Genomic DNA, 19496 nt, shown 5'->3' on the forward strand with positions numbered 1-19496 from the left:
ATAATCTTTCATTGTCGATGCTGTCGCGGATTCTCCCGTTGATCTGCATCAGTCCGGGGTATTGCGCGAGCGGGACTCAGGAGCGATTGGCGAGCGTGGACTGGAAGCGTTCGGCCAGCCAGTCGATAAATACCCTGACCCGATGGCTCAGGTAGCGATTGGGCGCGTAGACCACATGGAAGGGGTAGGGCGCCGGTCGCCAGGCTTCGAGGAATGGGACCAGGGCGCCGCTGTCGATGTGCTTTTGCACCGTGTAGCCGAAGGTGTGGATGATCCCCAGCCCGGCGAGGGCGGCGGCGACATGGGCGTTGCTTTCATTGACGCTGCAGTTGCTGTGCCCGGTGATTTCAAAGCGTTCCCGGCCACGCTCGAAGACTGCCGGCATGACCCGGCCGGTGCGCGCGGACAGGTAGTCGATCAACTGGTGGCCGTTTTCCAGCGCCGTGGGATGGGTCGGTCGGCCGAAGCGTTCGAGGTAGGCGGGTGTCGCACAGGTCACCCAGCAGGCGTGGCCGATCGAGCGCGCCGCCAGCGACAGGTCCTTGAGCTCGCCGCCACGGATCGCGCAATCGACGCTTTCGCTGATGAGATCGACATGACGGTCGCTGACGCCGACCTCGAGGCGGATATCCGGATAACGCGCGAAAAACTCCGGCAGTGCCGGAATGATCAATTCGGTGGCGACCGACGAGCCGATATCCACCTTCAGTTTTCCCCGTGGCTTGACCTGGGCGGTGCGCAATCCCGTGTCGACTTCCTCCAGATCCCGCAGCAGGCGCGCGGTCTGTTCGTAGTACGCGAGGCCCTCGTTGGTCACCGAGACACGGCGGGTAGTGCGCTGCAGCAGTCGCACATTCAGGTAGGTTTCCAGCTCTCGGACCAGCTTGCTGACCGTGGTGGTCGGCATCGTCAGCGAGTCGGCCGCTCTTGTGAAGGAGCCGGCTTCGACGACCCGGGCGAAGGCGCGTATGGCGAGTAGCTGGTCCATGGGTGGGCTCTACCTGACGGGTATCAATGGGCGGGGATAAATGATTATGCACCATTGTGCATAAAGTAAGCGGGGTCAGGCTATTTTTCACTTAATGACCGAGGCCTACAGTCGCTCCAACGGCTCACTTCCTACCGAGCCTTTTCCTACTGGAGCACTGAACATGAGCAATAAACTGGCAGGCAAGATCGCACTGATCACGGGCGGGACCACGGGTATCGGCCTGGCCTCGGCGCGGGAGTTCGCGGCACAGGGCGCCAGGGTTTTCATCACCGGGCGTCGGCAGGCGGAACTGGATGCCGCGGTGGATAGCGTGGGTGCCAAGGCCACCGGCATTCGGGGCGACGTCTCGAAGATCGAGGACCTGGATCGGATCTTTGCCGTGATCAAGTCCCAGGTCGGTCACCTGGATATTCTCTTCGCCAACGCCGGTGGCGGGGACATGTTGCCCCTTGGGGAGATCACCGAAGAGCAGTTCGACCGCATCTTCGGCACCAATGTGCGCGGCACCTTGTTCACCGTGCAGAAGGCTCTGCCGCTGCTCCGGGATGGCAGCTCGATCCTGCTGACCGGCTCGACCACCTCGGTCAAGGGCACAGCCAGTTTCAGCGTCTACAGCGCGAGCAAGGCGGCGGTGCGCAACCTCGCCCGCTCCTGGTTGCTGGATCTGCAACCGCGCAATATCCGCGTCAATGTGATCAGCCCGGGGCCGGTGCGCACCGAAGGGTTGGGCGGCCTGGTACCGGCGGAACAGGTCGACGGCCTGTTCGCCCACCTGGCCTCGCAGGTGCCGATCGGACGCCTGGGCGAGCCCGGCGAAATTGCCCAGGCCGCGGTATTCCTGGCCTCGGATGACAGCCGTTTCGTCAATGGTATCGAGCTGTTCGTGGACGGAGGCATGGCCCAGGTGTGATACGCCGGCGGCTCTCGATAAAGGTGCCGGGATCCGGCGCCTTTTTTGTGCGGCTCGTGCCGGCCAATGTTCCCGCCGCTACAGCGCCTGCGAGTGCAACGTGTGCTTGAAGTGATGCTCCCACAGCCGTATTCCCAACCCGCCCGAACGATCCAGGGACGAACCGACCGTCAGGTCAGTGATCAAGGTCGGTTGCAGCCCCGCATCGAACAAGGCAAATCCCGCCGCCAGGCAACAGGTTTCGGTTTGCAGGCCACAGACCAGGACACGCTCGACCTCCAGGCTCTTCAGGTATTCGATGGTTTCCGGCGAGGGAGCGTAGCCATGCTTGATGAAGATGCGATCGGCAGGCACCAGGCTGTCGTCGTCCGGTGCCGGGTGCCAGCCTAGCTGGCGCTGGAACGGGGTGATCGATTCATCGTGGCGCTCGACGGTGGCGACGCTGGGCATGCGGCCGATCAGGCCCCGAATACCGTCGATCAGCCATTGCGGCGGGGAGAAGCTGGGTTGGACATCGATGATCAGCAGGGCTTGGCGCATGGGGTGGTCCTGGGCGGTGTTCACGTCGTCAAGGATTGACGCATAACCCTGGCGATCGGTTCAACCCGAGGCGTGCGACCCGCCAGCGCACACACCAGTAAAGACTGCGCGCCCGTGGAAAGGACGTCACTTGACGTCTGGCCATTCCCCGGGCGGCCAATCCGCTTGAAGTCCTGAAACATCGCACCCAACTGCCCTGAAGGTCGCCTGGGGAGCCTCAGCGACTGGCAAGCAGTACAGGGACCGCGTTGTTGAGAGAAAACGCCACCAGAAAGACTGCCAGCCCGACGTCGATCTGCCGGGTGTATTTCAGGAACAAGGCCTTGATCGGCCCCTGACCGAACAACAGGGCCACCAGGGAGTACCAGGTGATTTCCAGGGTCGAACACAGCAGCACCACCAGCACCTTGTCGAGCTCCGAGCGCGGCGAAGACAGAAAGCCCGCATAGATACTGATCATGAAGGCGATGGTTTTCATGTTGCTGATGTTGGTGATCAATCCGACCCTGTAGGCCCTGGCAAAACTGGTCACGCCAGGTCCCGTGCTTTCAGGCGTGCCGGTGCTTTTCGCCAGCACGCTCCTGATGATGCTGTAGGCGATGTACAGCAGGTACGCCGAGCCGCAGAGCGTGGCGACCTTGGAGAACGCCGGATACTGGTGCAGCAGCGCCGCCAGGCCCAGCAGCGAAATGGTCGAGAAGAACACGCCAACCGTGCAAATGCCCAGGGTTGCGCCAATGCCGGTCGACACCGAGCCGAGGGAAGAAAACCGGCTGACGATAATGAAATTGGGGCCAGGGCTGATGACCGCCAGGATGTAGATCAGTGCCGCAGTAAACATGTGAATTCCTTTTCATGGAGCACCGCCTGTTCGACCGTGATGTTATTGATAGTGTGATTGCGCTGCCGACCTTGCAGTTTTTCCTCGGGGATCCGCACATACGGGGTGTTGATCAGGTCGCCGAGTGGCTCAGAGTAGCCGTCATGTCATATACCGGTTATCAATCCAATGAAATGGACTTTCAACAGGTAGGGTTATTGCCCAGTAGCCATGTAAGTAGTGCTGAGAAGACTTTAATCCCTTGAAGTTCGGCTGCAATCTTCATCCAGTGAAACATGACCCGCTCTATTGACAAGCAAGAACAATGACGTCTTTCTTTTTTTAAACTAACAGCAATTACCGGGAATCTGAAAAAGTATAAATTCATATGCTTATGTCGTTCGTCGTCGAGTGCCTCCGGAGGCTGTGCCGATGAAGCGTCGATCGATCAGCGCTCGCCGCTCAATCGGCTCTCGCGTCGAACCGGTTGCGGCGGATGCGGGGGAACAGGCCGCAGACCGTGATATGGCGTGAAGTGAGGGATAAATGTCGTTTGTGCCTTTTGCCATCAACCGTAGAGTCGGTGCTCGGAACAGCGCAGGCCATTCGCCCCTGTCGAAGGGGCGGCCGCCTGTTTTCGTTCAGCATGCAAATCAGGACAAGGATATGAAAGATGACCAAGAAAGTACTTGAGATCCCGGCAGACCACCCGATGTTTGCCGCGACCCATGGCGGCTATGAGAGCTACGGCTACTCGCCCGCCGTTCGCGCTGGCAACCTGCTGTTTATCGCCGGCGAAGTCGGCTTCCGTCCCGATGGCTCGATCCCCGAGAGCGTCGCCGAACAGACCGAGGTAGCGCTGGAACGGACAAGGGAAATCCTCCGCTTGCAGGGGCTGACAATGGCCGACCTGGTTGAAGTGGTGAGTTACCACGTCAACCTGAAAGACACGGTCGACGAGTTCCTGCCGGTCAAGGCCCGCTACACCGAACGCCCGTTTCCGGCCTGGTCGATCATCGGGGTCGAGGCGCTGGCGCTTGCGCAGTTGAAGATTGAGATTCGCAGTGTTGCGGTTTTTCCGGAGGGGAAATAGGCGAGGGCTGCGGGCACGATGGCATGTTTCGATGGCTGGACGTGCGGGTATTTGGATTTTAGCTTGCTGAGCTGAAACGACGACGGTACTCCGTCGGCGTGAGGCCAACGACCCTTCGGAACCGCGACCGGAAGGTCACCGCAGACCCGAATCCGGAAAGAAGCGCCGTTTGATCAATCGACACCTCGCTCTCCTCAAGCAATTCACGCGCTCTCCCAATACGAGCGCTGAGAAGCCACTGTAAAGGAGTAGTGCCGGTCTGTTCCTGAAATCGCCGAGCAAATGTACGCGAGCTCATCTTGGCGCGAGCCGCAAGGTCATCGACTGTGTGCGAACTGCTCAAATTGTCCCGCATCCATTCAATCAACGGCATTAAGCTCGTTGGCGAGCCTGGTAGCTCCTGACGAATAAATTGTGCCTGACCGCCATCACGGTACAGCGGCGCGACCGCCAGGCGGGCAGTGTTTGCCGCAACAGACTGGCCGTAATCGCGTCGCACGAGATGCAAACACATATCCAATCCTGCTGACGCGCCGGCCGACGTCACGATGCTACCTTCATCGACGAACAGAACATTAGGTTCTACCTTTATCTCTGGGTGAAGCCTGGCCAGGTCCTCGGAGAAACGCCAATGCGTCGCTGCGCGTTTTCCGACAAGAAGACCGCTTGCGGCAAGGATAAAGGCCCCCGTGCAGATTGAAGCCAGTCTTGCGCCACGAATATGTGCCTCGCGAAGAGCGATTTTTACTGCTTCTGGAACCACTCCAAACGGATCTTCACTTCCTGGTATGACGATAGTTTGGGCTAGCGCAAGACGGTCGAGGCCGTACCGCACCTGCATATCAAAACTGGCGGCGCGAATTGTCCGCTCGGGTGCGCACACCTCCACCTCGTAAGCTTTGCGACCATCGGGCTGAGAAGCCAAGGCGAAAACCTGATAGGCAATACCAAAGTCCAAAGGCACCACGTCATTCAATGCCAGAACCGCGATCTTATGCATGGTGTTGGACTCCGCTCGTAAACCTGAATATTCAGCTGGCAGAAACTGATCGATCAATGTCATTTCCGCCACTCACGTGGAGCGTCTAACAGGAATACTCTTCAGTCAAGTACGACGAGAGGAGACGGTAATGTCTGATGAACTGAGCAATAAGATTGAAGACCGCCAACTGCAGATTGGCATGGTGATTTTTCCTGGTTTCACTCTGCAAGACTTGGCAGGCCCACAGACGGCGTTCGGCCTTCACGCTAAAACTCACATAATCTGGAAGACAATGGAGGCTGTTCCAACGGATATGGGCGTCACCATGAATCCCACGATCACGATAGATGACGTTCCAGATCACTTGGACGTGCTGTTTGTCGCAGGTGGCGGAGGAACTCCTGAAATCATGAAGGACCAGGAGCTGCTCGATTTTATTGCTCGCGCAGGAAAGACAGCCACTTATGTAACCGCCATATGCACGGGCTCTGTACTTCTTGCTATGGCGGGACTGCTGGAAGGCTATCGTGCAGCGACCTACTGGCCTTTCTACGAACCTCTCATAGCCTTGGGTATCGAACCGAGCTACGAACGGGTATGCGTCGACAGAAACCGAATCACAGGTGGCGGTGTCACGGCGGGTATCGACTTTGCGCTGCAGGTCATCGCCGAACTCAAAGGCCAGGATGCGGCTGAGTTTACGCAGCTCGTGCTCGAGTACGACCCGCAGCCGACAATGCACTCGGGGAATCCACGTACTGCGCGGCCTGAGATCGTCGCACAGATAGAAGGTCTGTGGGGGAGAACTGACGAGGCTGTGAGAGTCGCGAATGAGCATATGGAGCGTCGAGCGCAGTTATCAAAACTGACTCCCGCGTGATCGTAGCTCCCATGCGCCCTCTATCTGCGTTTGGGCTGATACCTGGAAAACCAGCCCTGGTAGAGAAAGCCCAAGGACGATCTGTTCAACGCGTTGATTTGTTTTGGTTCGATTGGGCGCTGGGTGCATTAGCAAATCTCCATGAGGGTAATCAGATCTTCTGCACATTGTTGCGCCGAAAGTGCTTGAGAAAATCCGAGGCGTAGCGTTCCTTGGTAGTCATACACATAGCTCGTCGATGAATGAGTCAGTGTATAGCTTGATCCAATCGGTACTTTTTTATAGAACACGCCAAATTCCTTGGCTGTGGCCGCCGTTTCTTCTGGTGTTCCGTAAAGTGCGACAAAAGACGGGTCAAAAGTTTTGACATAGGCGTCTAGTACGGCTGGGGAATCCCGTTCGGGATCAAGCGTAATAAAGATAACCTGAAGGCGGTAGCCATCCTTATCCATCATCTTTTTGATTTTTGCTGCACGAGCCAAGGCGGTGGGGCAGACTGCCGGGCATTGAGTAAATCCAAAAAAGATCATTGGCATCACGCCTCTATAGCTTGAAAGCGTTCTTACCTCGCCGTCAGTATCTTTTAGCCTGAATGTGCGCCCAAGAATTTTATCGCTTAAGTCTTTGCCATATTTGTACGATAGCTCACCCCGGGTATCGCAGCCTGCCAGCATGCCGATACCTAGAAGTCCCATACCTGAAATCACCTTGCGGCGAGTCAACAAAACGCTCATTGGTTCAAGCCTCTTCATACGAAAAAACAATAAATTGGATTGGCGTATCTTATTTAAATTACTACTTCATGCATCGACGGTATGCTTGTCGATAAATAAACACATCCGTTCAAGATCGAGCTGATCCCTGGTGCGGTTGACTTGAGGATTTTGTCTCTAATACTTTTAACAGAATCCCAACGCCATCAAACGTGGGCCACCCAACTAAGCATTCACGCAAACCACGCTCAAACCGGTGCCGGTGATGAGTGCACGCTTGCCTGAAAGTTATTTCATGACTGTCCCATTAGTAGGTTGGAGATTCACCGCGACCATTCGGGGTCATCAAGGCCCAGAGGTTTAAGCTTAAGCGTCACTGGCGCTTTGCAAAACGACTTAGTCCCCTCGATTTACGCCATGCTATTTGGTCGAACTTGTTTCTCCCTTAACTTCAGAAGCGCTAACACCCTGATGTGCGGCCAGCCGTCTGATGCTTTGAGGTGGGTGTCCAATAACTCTGATGAAGGCTCTGCGCATCCGCTCCGGATCCTTGAAACCGACCGAGTGTGCTATCAGTTCGATTGGTTCCGCCCCACGTTCAACGCGCAGCCTCGCGACCTCGACACGCAAACGCTCCACTGCTTTAGCCGGTGTTTCCCCCGTTTCCAGCAGGAAAGCCCGACCGAACTGACGCAAGCTGAGGCAAGCAATTGATGCCAGATGCTCTGTTGATAGCTGTTCGTTCAGATGCTCTCGCATATAGGAAAGCACCTCCCTCATGCGATCCGTCGACGGCTCCATATCGGCCATGGCCGAAAATTGTGATTGCCCTCCTGGCCGACGGTGATACACCACCATGGTGCGAGCGACCTCATGGGAAACAGCACTTCCCAGATCCTCCTCAATCATGGCCAGCGCCAGATCGATTCCCGCAGAGATGCCAGCAGACGTCCAGATGCCACCATCCTTCGTAAATATATGATTGGGCTGTACCCGCACCTTCGGAAAATTGCGTTGCAGTCGCGCGGTCTGCCTCCAGTGTGTAGTAGCCCTGCGACCGTCCAACAGGCCCGCCGAAGCCAATAGAAAAGCCCCGGTGCAAACACTCGCCACTCGCCTGGTACCTTTCGCGGCCGCATTAGCGAGGTGGTCCGACACCATAGGAAGGTCATAGGGCTTGGAAAAGGCCTTACCGCCGACCACTATCAACGTATCGTACGGGCTTGATCTGATCTTCTGACTCCTTACTTCCAGACCAGACGAACTCATCACAGGACCGCCCGACAACGAAACCACCGAACAGCAGTAGGGATCTGGTACCCCAATCTCTTTAGCGATCTCGAAGGCCGCCAGCGGACCGCTAAGATCCAGAATCTGAAACTCGGGAAAGATCAGGAAAGCGATGTCACGCATGGAATTACCTTCTTGAAAAATCATAGGTCCTGCTCGGAATTACTGTTCCCTGCCGGCGTCTTATTGGCCGATTTTCGTACTGCTGGCCCCAAATCATCCTCTAAAAATTTCATGGCGAAAAGGGCGGAAAACCCTCAAAAAACGTCATCGTTTTTTCTCGCTTCGCAGTCCCGCTTCGCTATCGGTTTTCCTGTTTGTGACACCTGCTGCCCAATGCAGCCCGACGACCAAAAAGGAGGGAACTAAGTCCTTTCTCCCGCGATAAGCGACGGAGAGAATGCTCCAGTTTCTCAACGGGAGAGTCGTCATGGTTGTAAGGGCAGACAGCTCGAACCTTCTTGACTGGAGGCGGGCACAATGAGCACATCAAAATTATCGGAAGACATTTCAGCGCCAGAAAAGTCGTCAAGCCGATCGAATGTGGCGGTACTGGCAATAGCTCAGGGTTTGTTCACGGCAGCCATCGCTATCGATCTCACATTGACCGGTTTGACGGGATATCAGCTCGCCCCCGATAAATCGCTTGCGACTCTGCCCTTTGCACTGATCACCGTAGCCGGCGCGATTGCGACATACTTCGCCTCTACCCTGATGCAAAAGATAGGTAGACGGCGTGGATTTGTACTAGGTGCCCTCACTGGCGCGATAGGCGGCTTGATTTCCGTATGGGCAGTCTTCCTGAATTTTTTCTGGCTGTTTTGCATCGGGACAGCCGCCGTAGGTGTTTTCCAGGCATTCGCCCAGTATTACCGGTTGGCGGCAACAGATTCGGAACCTGACAACCGCAAAGCACGCGCGATCTCGTTGGTGCTTGCGGGCGGAGTGATCGCCGCTTTTCTCGGGCCTTTGTTGGCGAGTTGGAGCGCGGATTTGTTCCCGGTCCTGTTCGCCGGCTCGTACTTGATGGTATGCCTGCTGGGCCTTGCCTCCGCAGCATTACTTTGGCTGGGTTACCAGGATGCACGTCCAGAACCATTGGAACTGCATGACCACGAACAGCCGCCACGCAAACTACTCACTATATTCAGGCAACCTATTTCACTAGCGGCACTCTCGAATAACGTTATTGGCGGCGTGGTGATGATGTTCATCATGACCGCGACACCGCTGGCTGCTGTCGCCAGCAATCACTCCATAAATGATGGCGCCAGCATTATTCAATGGCATTTAGTGGGTATGTACGCGCCGTCACTATTCGCTGGGCGCCTGATTGCCCTATTCGGATTGCCACCGATTTTATTCCTGGGAATGGCACTAAGTGCAGCTTGCGGATTGATTGCACAGTTTTCGGACAGCTTGACCGCGTTCTATATCGCGCTTCTTTTTTTAGGCGTCGGGTGGAATTTTATGTTTGTTGGTGGCACCACCTTGTTGACTTCCTCCTACCACCCCTCCGAAAAGGCCAGGGTGCAGGGAGTGGCAGAGTTTATTCAATATACGTTCACTGCATTTTCCACCTTGGCCGCCGGCCCCATATTGCAATTACTTGGCTGGAAGGGCATGAATAATATTGTTTTTCCGCTAATCGCGGTATCTGCGGTTATTACCTTAAGGTGGATGCGTGCCGACCGCAGAACAAAAATCGCCAATGGCGAACGCGTTCCAGACAATGAAAACAGGTCGATGACGTGATTTTTCACGCATACCGTTCACTGTAAAAAAGCCGCGGTGTCGTTGGCGAAGCAAACACCTAGGCTCCCAACAAGCGCCACTTCATATTTCATGAGAATTGGCCATCGGAAGTTGGCATTCACACAGCAGTCAAGCTAGAACAGGATTAACTTTGGAGTAATTATGAGCGCTAATTCCAAGCCCCGCACCAGGCTGGCACTTTATTCGGCAGGCATGCTTTGTATTTCCGGAGTCATTGCCTTTGGGGTGTTCGATAACTCAGAGAAAGCTGTAGCACAGGAAGGCCCGCTCCCAATCCAGGAGGTAGATGTCGCGGTCGTTAAAAGAGAAATCGTTACCGACTGGCAAATCTATTCTGGTCGATTAGCAGCGGTGGAAAAAGTTGAGGTCAGGCCGCTGGTGGCAGGAACCATAACGGACGTCAACATACATGACGGCCAATTGGTTAAAAAAGGGGACACTCTGTTCGTCATCGATCCACGACCTTACCAAGCACAAGTCGAACGAGCCAAGGGGCAGGTTGCGGCAGCTCAGGCTCGCGCCGCGTACACGAAAAGCGACTGGGAGAGGGCACAGCGCCTGATTACCGAAAATGCAATCGCAAAACGTGATTACGATGAAAAAAACAACGCAGCACTGGAGGCCATTGCCAATCTTAAAACTGCTGAAGCAGCGCTGGATGCAGCTAAAATTGATCTCGGCCATACCCAGATTAAAGCTCCAATTTCTGGTCGCGTATCGCGGGCAGAAATAACACTTGGAAACATCGTAAACGCCGGGGCAGGCGCGGCGCCTTTAACGATGCTTGTCTCTGTGAACCCCATTTATGCAGAGTTCAACGCTGATGAGCAGACTTATCTCAAGTACATCAACAGACTCGGCAATAAGGTTAATGTTCCGGTTGATCTAGGGCTTGCAGATGAGACAGGGTATTCGCGCCGGGGAGTCATCCAATCCGTAGACAATGAACTCGACACTACCTCAGGCACTATCCGAATGCGTGCACGGTTCGACAACGCTGATGGCACCATGGTCCCGGGGTTATATGCGCGTGTAAAAGTGGGCGGCAGTGAACCATACGCGGCCCTTCTTATTGATGATGCGGCAATTGGCACCGATCAAGACAAGCGATTTGTCCTGGTCGTGGGAAAGGATGACCATATTGTTTATCGCCCGGTAGCGCTGGGGAATCTACAAGGCAATGATCGCATTATCACGTCCGGGCTCGAAGAGGGCGAACGGGTGGTGGTCGGCGGTATTCAGCGAGTCCGTCCAGGGGAGCAGGTTCTAGGAAAGATAATTCCCCAAAGTGACGCTCAGGCTAGAAACGCTCACTGACCCACGACGGCACTAACCAGAATTCACTGATAAACGACAAATGCCCCTCGGGTTCGTACGATTTATTGGTCCGCGCATTGATTATAAAGCAGAGTGCATCCTCAAGCGTCCTGTTGTCTTTTTTAACCTTGAAGCAGCGCTGAGAGTAAGTAGCCGCCTCACTTAAAGAGTCGTTAATGAACATATCAAAGTTCTTCATCGATCGTCCGATCTTTGCGGGCGTACTATCCGTGGTGATCCTGCTTGCAGGGTTGATAGCAATATTCAAATTGCCGATTTCTGAGTATCCAGAGGTCGTTCCACCCTCGGTAACCATCAGCGCACAGTATCCTGGAGCGAACCCAAAAGTCATTGCCGAGACAGTTGCGGCGCCGCTTGAGGAAAAAATCAACGGCGTTGAGAATATGCTGTACATGCAGTCTCAAGCGAACAGTGACGGTAACCTGACCATCACCGTGACTTTCGCATTAGGAACTGACCCGGACCTGGCTACCCAGTTGGTACAGAACCGAGTCAATCAAGCATTGCCACGGCTGCCCGAAGATGTCCAACGATTGGGTGTTACTACGCTCAAAAGCTCTTCTTCATTGGTTCTTTTTCTGCACCTCGTGTCACCCAATGATCGGTACGACACGACGTATTTGAGAAACTACGGCGTACGTAACGTCAAAACGCGCTTTGAGCGGATACCTGGCGTTGGCCGTGTCGATATGTGGGGCGCAGGCGATTACGCAATGCGTGTGTGGCTCGATCCGCAGAAGGTGGCACAGCGTAATCTCACCGCCTCGGAGATTGTCACTTCCATTCAAGAACAGAACATCCAGGTTGCTGCGGGGGCCGTTGGTGCTGCGCCTTCTTCGCCGGGTACTGCAGTACAGCTGACAATCAATGCCCAGGGTCGCTTGAAGACCGTCGACGAGTTCCGCGACATCGTTCTCAAAACCAGCCCGAATGGCGCAGTGACTCATCTGCGGGATGTCGCCCGGGTCGAACTCTCCGCGGCTGAATACGGATTGCGTGCGTTGCTGGACAACAAACCCGCCGTCTCCCTCGCCATCTACCAATTGCCTGGCGCCAACGCGCTGGAGATCTCCGATCAAGTCCGCGCGGCACTCAAAGACCTCAGCGCTGATTTCCCTCCAGGCCTGGATTACAGGCTTATCTACGACCCCACCCGCTTCGTGAAGTCGAGCATCAATGCGGTTATAGAAACACTGCTCGAAGCCATCGCACTGGTGGTCGTGGTCGTCATTGTGTTCCTCCAGTCATGGCGTACAGCGATCATCCCCTTGATCGCTGTACCGGTATCCATCATCGGTACCTTTGCGCTGTTGCTGGCCTTCGGCTTCTCGATCAATGCCCTGTCGCTTTTCGGAATGGTGCTAGCCATTGGTATCGTCGTCGACGATGCCATCGTTGTGGTTGAAAACGTGGAGAGGAACATAGCCAGCGGGCTGACGCCGAGGGACGCCACCTATAAAGCCATGCAAGAGGTCAGCGGCCCCATCATTGCCATCGCACTCACGTTGGTTGCTGTGTTTGTACCGCTGGCATTCATGAGCGGTCTCACGGGCCAGTTCTACAAGCAGTTTGCGATGACCATTGCGATCTCCACAGTGATCTCCGCGTTCAACTCACTCACGCTCTCTCCAGCCCTCAGCGCACTCCTTTTGCGTAGCCACGACGCCAAGCAAGACGCCTTGACGCGGGTGATGAATAAGCTGTTGGGCGGTTTTTTTCGAGCATTCAACAAGGTTTTCAATCGTGGCTCGGAGCAATACTCGAAAGGCGTAACAGGCGTCCTCAAGCGCAAGGGCAGCATGCTGGTTGTTTATGTGGTTCTTCTGGGGCTCACGGCGTTCATGGGGAACGTTGTGCCTGCCGGGTTCATTCCCATGCAGGACAAGGAGTACCTGGTCACCATCGCCCAGCTTCCCAATGGCGCTTCTCTTGACCGTACGGAAGAAGTGATTCGCCAGATGAGCGAAATAGTCATGAAGCAGCCGGGCGCAGCTCACGCAGTCGGCTTCCCTGGCATGTCCGTTAACGGATTCATGAACAGTTCCAGCGCTGGGATTGTCTTTGTTCCCCTCAAGCCTCTCAGCGAGCGTACATCGAAAGATGAGTCCGCCGCGGCTATCGTCGCAGCCCTCAACCAAAAGTTCGCCAGTATCAAAGGAGCCTATGTCGCAGCCTTTCCACCGCCTCCAATACTCGGGCTTGGCACACTGGGTGGCTTCAAAATGCAGCTGGAAGACCAGGGTAGCCTGGGGTATGAGGCGCTTGACAAGGCCGCTCAAGCATTCATGGCCAAGGCTGCTGTGACCCCGGAGCTTGGTGGGTCACTGACAAACTATCAGATCAACTTCCCGCAGTTGAACGTCGAGCTGGACCGTGTGAAAGCCAAACAGCTGGGCGTGTCCGTTACCGATGTGTTCAAGACCATGCAGGTATACCTCGGCTCCTTGTATGTGAATGACTTCAACAGTTTCGGCCGTGTCTACCAGGTACGAGTACAGGCCGACGCCCCGTTTCGTCAGCGAGCAGATGACATCCTTCAGCTGAAAACCAGAAACGACCGTGGGGAAATGGTGCCCTTATCGTCTCTGGTTCGTATCAGCCCAACCTACGGTCCGGACATGGTGGTTCGGTATAACGGCTACACCGCAGCGGATATCAACGGCGGCCCAGCGCCGGGCTATTCGTCTGGCCAGGCCCAGGCAGCAGCAGAGCGCATTGCCGCCGAGGTGTTGCCTCAAGGCGTGAAATTCGAGTGGACCGAGCTGACTTACCAGAAGGTTTTGGCAGGTAACGCCGGTATGTGGGTCTTCCCTGTCAGCGTCCTGCTCGTATTCCTCGTACTGGCCGCACTGTACGAAAGCCTGACCCTTCCTCTGGCGGTCATCCTGATCGTCCCCATGAGCATCCTGTGCGCACTCACGGGGGTGTGGCTCACGCAGGGAGACAACAACATCTTTACCCAGATCGGGTTGATGGTATTGGTCGCATTGGCTTCCAAAAACGCCATCTTGATAGTCGAGTTCGCCAGAGAACTGGAGCACGACGGGTACACGACGCTGAAGGCCGCCATTGAAGCAAGCCGCTTGCGTCTGCGGCCGATTCTCATGACTTCGATCGCCTTCATCATGGGCGTTGTCCCACTCGTGTTTTCCACGGGGGCGGGCTCAGAAATGCGCCAGGCCATGGGGATCTCGGTGTTTTTCGGCATGTTGGGCGTGACTCTGTTCGGTCTCGCACTGACACCTGTCTTCTATGTGGTTCTGCGTACGCTGGCAGGTGGCAAAGTACACGTGGCTCAAAAAGACGCGCCCCACCTGACAACGCAAGCATTGGACGCATGATCGGAGCCAAACGAATGATCCAGTTACCCCAAAAGTCTATTGTTGGACTGCTAACTTCCTCGGCGCTGCTATCGCTTCTATCAGCATGCTCTGTGGAGCCGACATACAACCGCCCCGACGTCCCGACTCCGCAGACGTTCAAGGAAGCTTCGGCTGAACAGAAGCAAGCATCATTGCCCAAGGATAGCGCCTGGAAAAACGCTGAACCGGCCGATGCCGAGCATCGTGGGCAATGGTGGCTGGTCTTTGGCGACCCGGTGCTAAACGACCTGGAGCGGCAAGCCGCAGAGGCTAATCAGAATCTGAAGGCGGCTGCCGCACGAGTCCAGCAATCGAGAGCCTTGACCCAATCAGCCCGAGCGGGATGGTTCCCGTCCCTGGATGCGGGATTTGGTCCTACGCGTGAACGCCTGTCTCCTGCCTCGCAATTGTTGCCTGACGATGCGAGTGGGTCCACGCAGACTCTTTGGCGGGCGCAGGCGACAGCCTCTTACGAGGTAGACCTGTTCGGGAAGGTGGATTCACAAGTGAACACCGCGCTCGCTAATCAAGCACAGAACGAGGCGCTGTATCGTTCTGTGCTGTTGGCCCTCCAAGCTGATGTGGCGAAAAATTATTTCGAGCTGCGTGAGTACGACAACCAACTTCGACTATTTCGTCGCACGGTCACCCTGCGTGAAAACACCCTGAAATTAGTGGAGGGGCGATTCAAAGAGGGCGACATAAGCGAACTTGATCTCTCGCGAGCGCGCAACGAATTATCGACCGCGAGGGCGGACTCGGTAGGGATCGCACGGCTTCGCGCGACGTCGGAACATGGTCTTGCCGTGTTGTTGGGCAAGTCTCCTGCCGACTTCGACTTCCCTGACTCACCGATAGAGCCCATCGCGACCCAGGTGCCTGTCGGATTGCCATCAGCGCTACTGGAACGTCGTCCCGATATTGCTGCCGCCGAGAGAGCCATGGCCGCGGCTAACGCACAAATCGGATTGGCGAAATCAGCATTTTTTCCGCGGCTTAACATAAATGCCACTGCCGGCTTCGAGTCGTCGTCGCTGGGAAATCTGTTCGACTGGTCGACTCGGTCTTTTCTACTAGGCCCCCTTACGGGAACGGCACTGACGTTACCGATATTTGATGGTGGTCGCAGGAAAGCAGATCTCGCCTCTGCAAGGGCTCGATACGACGAGCAGGTTGCGAAGTATCGGGAGCAAGTATTGGTGGCGTTCAGAGAGGTAGAAGACAACCTGGCGGACCTGAGGTTGCTCGATGATCAGAAAGGTAATCAAAGCGCAGCTGTTGCAGCATCCATACGGACAGAGCGGCTTTCTAAAACTCAGTATGAAGAGGGACAGATCAGCTACTTGGACGTGATCGATGCCCAGCGCCAGGTCTTGCAAACCGAACTGCAACTGAGCCGTCTGACGGGCACGCAGGCCATTGCAACGGTGAATCTGATCAGAGCCTTGGGTGGGGGGTGGGACCGCGCCAACACCGATATTGCCGCCAATGGGCCTTAGGCGGTCATCGCGCAGTCTTGGACGGCTTTAAAGAGACGCCCCACCAAAAGCAGCCCATTGAAGATCGCGAATTTCCTGACCTGGATCGCTTGAAAGCCAATCGAAACTTTTAACAGGTAATGCATGTATGAGCGAGAAGACACTGTTATTGACCGGTGCCAGTCGTGGCATAGGCCATGCCACCGTCAAACACTTTCACGCCGCCGGGTGGAGGATTTTCACCGCCTCTCGCCAGGACTGGGTCGCTGAATGCCCATGGGCCGAGGGCTTGCTCAACCACATTCATCTTGATCTGGAAGATATCGAGAGCATCACTGATAGCCTTCCGGCCATCAGGGAGAAATTGGGTGGGCGCCTGGATGCATTGGTAAACAATGCCGGAATTTCGCCCAAGGGGCCTGAAGGGGCACGTCTTGGTGTTCTGGAGTCCGACTATGCAACCTGGATCAAGGTCTTCAATGTCAATCTGTTTTCCACGGCTCTCCTTGCGCGGGGGCTGTTTGATGAATTGAAAGCTGCAAAAGGCAGCATCATCAACGTGACCTCTATTGCAGGTTCCAAGGTGCACCCGTTTGCAGGTGTGGCCTATTCCACATCCAAAGCTGCGCTCTGCGCCCTGACTCGGGAGATGGCCTTTGATTTTGGCCGACATGGCGTAAGGGTCAACGCTATCGCACCCGGAGAAATTGAAACCTCAATGCTCTCCGCAGGCACTGCGCAAATCGTTGAACGGCTGGTGCCGATGAACCGACTGGGCAAACCTGAAGAAGTTGCCTCGCTCGTCTACTTCCTTTGCACCGGTGGCGCTTCTTATGTAAACGGCGCCGAGATTCACGTTAACGGTGGCCAGCATGTCTGACGTTAATCGCCGTCGACCTGCCAGGCGCACCTCCATGAAAAAACCATTGATGCCTTCATGACTGCGGCAGCGGCCCGGTGGATAAATACGGGCTTTTGATTCTGGTGATGCCCAATCCTCCTGCGTATTCAGTTTCACATGACTTTCATCGGAATATCCCATGTACTCGGACAAGAACGAGCCGCAGTTTTACATTGATCCGTCGCGGCTGCGCTGGCGCCATGCCTTTTGCATGTTTCTGGGGCTGGCATTACCAGTCATTGCCCACCCACAAGACGGTGCCGTGGATGCACCCCCAACATCCGATCAATCACAGATTTGGACGTTGGAAACCATAACCGTTTCCGGGTCGCGTGAAGGCTACAGCGCACCCTCTTCTGCGTCGGCCACGCGCACCGACACGCCCCTGGTCGAAGTCCCGCAATCCGTGCAAGTTGTCACGCAAACGCTCCTCAAGGAGCAGGACAGTCATTCGCTTGCTGACGCGCTGGTCAACGTCTCGGGGGTAAGAGCAACCAAGCAGCAGGAGGCACTGTTCGCCCAGCCAATCGTGCGTGGTTTTCCGGCGGAAATTTACATGAACGGGCTGCCTGCCTTTGGCGGCACGGCAGCGAGCATCGACCCGACCAGCCTCATCGGCACCGAGCGCATCGAGGTACTCAAAGGCCCTACATCAGCGTTGTACGGCGGCGGTATCGGCGCACCGCTGGGTGGCTTGATCAACGTGGTTTCCAAACGGCCCGAGACCGAGCCAAGTGCACTGCTGTCGCTGCGCACCGGTAGCTTCGGCACAGAGAATCCTTCGCTGGATCTCAACACACCCATTGGCGACAAGGTCGCCGCACGGATTACCGCCGACTATCAAGAAAACGACAGCTGGATTGATCACGTCAACGGCCATCAGTGGTCGATACAACCCAGCATCGCTTTCCAGCTATCGCCAGAGACTGAGTTGTTACTGCGCGGCCAATACGAGAATCGCAGCCAGGTCGAATATTCCGGCCTGCCAGCCGCTCAAGCATTGAGCGGGCAGATTGATCGCAACGCCTTCCCAGGAGCGACCCACGGACAGCCTCACACCACTATCGAGAATCGAACAACCACCGCCGAACTCACGCATGAGCTTGACGACGACACACGACTGACCGTCACCGCTCAGTATTACGAGGGCAAAGTTCGCGATTATGGCAGCCTTGCATTTCCGGACCTTCTGGGACCGAATCCCGCGACACCCACGGTTTACCCGATATTCAAGCTTTACCTGCCCACGAATATCCGGGAAAGCACACTGGATACCAACCTAAGCTCCCGAGTCGAATCGCTGGGCGGAGATCATGAGTTGCTGGTTGGTATCAGTTACGACAGCACTCACTTCAGCTCGGGGATGTCCGGCATTGAACTCATCGGCGAGCTTGACCTTGCCAATCCGGGATATGGGATTTCCTACGGCGCGACGCCCGAAACAACGGTGTCCCAGACCAACCGTTACGAGACGAAGGCTTTATACGTTCAGGATCAAGCGACCTATGGCCGTTTGCACTTGTTGGGGTCGTTGCGATTGACCCAGCTCGACATCAACCAACAAGAGCAAGGTGTAGATGCTTCATATCATCGTGTGACACCACGGTTTGGCATCACGTATGACCTGACCGAAAGTCTTGCGCTCTACGCGGCGTATTCCACCGGTTTCAGGGGGGCGTTCAACTTCACTGGTAACGAGGCGCCCAAGCCTGAGCTGTCTCGCAATTATGAGGCGGGCGTCAAACTGGCGTTCAGCGATCTGGGCATTTCTGGCACTCTCGCCGTGTTCGAGCAGACGCGTCGTAATGTCTCCACCCCGGATCCTGACCCTACCTATGCGATTCTGGGTTACTCGGTACAGAGCGGCGAACAACGCGCTCGCGGGGTAGAAGCGGACCTGGTCTGGGAACCGACCCCCGCTGTTTCATTGCTGGGCAACTACGCCTACACCCAGGCAGAAATCACAGAGGACAACTCGATTCCGGTCGGTGATGGACTGCCTCGAGTACCACGGCACAGCGGTCGCCTCGCAGCCCGCTACCGGATACTTGACGGCGCCGCCAAGGGACTGGGCTTCGGTGCTGGTATTACAGCACTCAGCGCCCGTGAGTTAACCCTGCCTAATACGGTATCCGTCCCAGGCTACGCACTGCTGGATGCGCAGACTTCCTACGATTTCGACCGCTACACGATCTCGGTTTCGGCGGTAAACCTGACAGGTCGCAAAGTCTTCGAGACCTATCAATACATGGGCTCCCCAGTGGTACTACCCACTCAACCACGTTCAGCGTACCTGACGCTGACGGCCCGCTTCTAAAGACACCCTCATGATCGATAGGCCTGCGGATAAGAGCGGGTGGGTGGCCGGCGAATTCGAACCAGTGGGTGAGAGGTTTTCCTTTTTCCCCCCTGGATCGCGGGT

At 55.8% G+C, this 19496-nt stretch carries 16 protein-coding genes; 10 read left to right on the top strand and 6 right to left on the bottom strand.

What is annotated here, in order from left to right:
• Nucleotides 1–76: 76 nt before the first annotated feature.
• Nucleotides 77–988 carry a LysR family transcriptional regulator gene (locus HX881_RS23940; RefSeq protein ID WP_177086971.1) on the bottom strand — a complete coding sequence of 304 codons (912 nt, stop codon included), beginning with the start codon at nucleotides 986–988 and terminating at the stop codon, nucleotides 77–79.
• A 163-nt stretch (nucleotides 989–1151) separates the two neighbouring features.
• On the opposite strand from HX881_RS23940, the gene HX881_RS23945 reads away from it, so the two are divergent.
• Nucleotides 1152–1901 (top strand): SDR family NAD(P)-dependent oxidoreductase, encoded by a 750-nt coding sequence (locus HX881_RS23945; protein ID WP_017126754.1) that lies wholly within the window; start codon nucleotides 1152–1154, stop codon nucleotides 1899–1901.
• Between the two features lie 78 nt (nucleotides 1902–1979).
• Here the strand turns inward: HX881_RS23945 and HX881_RS23950 are convergent, their stop codons facing one another.
• Both HX881_RS23950 and HX881_RS23955 read right to left on the bottom strand, forming a co-directional pair.
• Nucleotides 1980–2441 (bottom strand): isochorismatase family protein, encoded by a 462-nt coding sequence (locus tag HX881_RS23950; RefSeq protein WP_177086972.1) that lies wholly within the window; start codon nucleotides 2439–2441, stop codon nucleotides 1980–1982.
• A gap of 217 nt (nucleotides 2442–2658) precedes the next feature.
• Nucleotides 2659–3282 (bottom strand): LysE family translocator, encoded by a 624-nt coding sequence (locus HX881_RS23955; RefSeq protein WP_177086973.1) that lies wholly within the window; start codon nucleotides 3280–3282, stop codon nucleotides 2659–2661.
• 14 nt (nucleotides 3283–3296) lie between these two features.
• Between HX881_RS23955 and HX881_RS23960 the strand changes: the two genes are divergently transcribed.
• The gene (locus HX881_RS23960) at nucleotides 3297–3527 is read left to right on the top strand and encodes a hypothetical protein (RefSeq protein ID WP_177086974.1); all 231 of its coding nucleotides are present in this window, start codon (nucleotides 3297–3299) and stop codon (nucleotides 3525–3527) included.
• Nucleotides 3528–3934: 407 nt separating this feature from the next.
• Nucleotides 3935–4354, top strand: a complete 420-nt coding sequence (locus HX881_RS23965; RefSeq protein ID WP_177086976.1) for a Rid family hydrolase — start codon at nucleotides 3935–3937, stop codon at nucleotides 4352–4354.
• Nucleotides 4355–4412: 58 nt separating this feature from the next.
• Here HX881_RS23965 and HX881_RS23970 read toward each other — a convergent pair whose 3' ends face one another.
• The gene (locus HX881_RS23970) at nucleotides 4413–5417 is read right to left on the bottom strand and encodes a helix-turn-helix domain-containing protein (RefSeq protein WP_246356571.1); all 1005 of its coding nucleotides are present in this window, start codon (nucleotides 5415–5417) and stop codon (nucleotides 4413–4415) included.
• Nucleotides 5418–5484: 67 nt separating this feature from the next.
• On the opposite strand from HX881_RS23970, the gene HX881_RS23975 reads away from it, so the two are divergent.
• Entirely contained in the window at nucleotides 5485–6216 is a 732-nt protein-coding gene (locus tag HX881_RS23975; protein WP_177086978.1) for a DJ-1/PfpI family protein, read from the top strand.
• A 128-nt stretch (nucleotides 6217–6344) separates the two neighbouring features.
• Here the strand turns inward: HX881_RS23975 and HX881_RS23980 are convergent, their stop codons facing one another.
• Both HX881_RS23980 and HX881_RS23985 read right to left on the bottom strand, forming a co-directional pair.
• Nucleotides 6345–6950, bottom strand: a complete 606-nt coding sequence (locus HX881_RS23980; protein ID WP_042935531.1) for an SCO family protein — start codon at nucleotides 6948–6950, stop codon at nucleotides 6345–6347.
• Nucleotides 6951–7349: 399 nt separating this feature from the next.
• A complete protein-coding gene (locus HX881_RS23985; protein WP_343054820.1) occupies nucleotides 7350–8366 on the bottom strand; it encodes a GlxA family transcriptional regulator in 1017 nt (338 codons plus the stop codon).
• Nucleotides 8367–8699: 333 nt separating this feature from the next.
• Between HX881_RS23985 and HX881_RS23990 the strand changes: the two genes are divergently transcribed.
• From HX881_RS23990 to HX881_RS24015, 6 genes are all read left to right on the top strand, one after another.
• Complete coding sequence (locus HX881_RS23990; RefSeq protein WP_177086981.1) at nucleotides 8700–9974, top strand: MFS transporter; 1275 nt, start codon at nucleotides 8700–8702, stop codon at nucleotides 9972–9974.
• Between the two features lie 162 nt (nucleotides 9975–10136).
• The gene (locus HX881_RS23995) at nucleotides 10137–11312 is read left to right on the top strand and encodes an efflux RND transporter periplasmic adaptor subunit (RefSeq protein WP_177086983.1); all 1176 of its coding nucleotides are present in this window, start codon (nucleotides 10137–10139) and stop codon (nucleotides 11310–11312) included.
• 176 nt (nucleotides 11313–11488) lie between these two features.
• Nucleotides 11489–14674 carry an efflux RND transporter permease subunit gene (locus HX881_RS24000; RefSeq protein WP_177086985.1) on the top strand — a complete coding sequence of 1062 codons (3186 nt, stop codon included), beginning with the start codon at nucleotides 11489–11491 and terminating at the stop codon, nucleotides 14672–14674.
• 14 nt (nucleotides 14675–14688) lie between these two features.
• Nucleotides 14689–16194: an efflux transporter outer membrane subunit gene (locus HX881_RS24005; RefSeq protein WP_246356572.1), complete on the top strand. Its 1506-nt coding sequence runs from the start codon at nucleotides 14689–14691 to the stop codon at nucleotides 16192–16194.
• Between the two features lie 127 nt (nucleotides 16195–16321).
• Nucleotides 16322–17053, top strand: a complete 732-nt coding sequence (locus HX881_RS24010) for an SDR family NAD(P)-dependent oxidoreductase (protein ID WP_177086989.1) — start codon at nucleotides 16322–16324, stop codon at nucleotides 17051–17053.
• Nucleotides 17054–17213: 160 nt separating this feature from the next.
• A complete protein-coding gene (locus tag HX881_RS24015; RefSeq protein ID WP_177086991.1) occupies nucleotides 17214–19391 on the top strand; it encodes a TonB-dependent siderophore receptor in 2178 nt (725 codons plus the stop codon).
• Nucleotides 19392–19496 lie beyond the last annotated feature (105 nt).

Source organism: Pseudomonas gingeri, from assembly GCF_013386115.1.
GTDB lineage: Bacteria > Pseudomonadota > Gammaproteobacteria > Pseudomonadales > Pseudomonadaceae > Aquipseudomonas > Aquipseudomonas gingeri.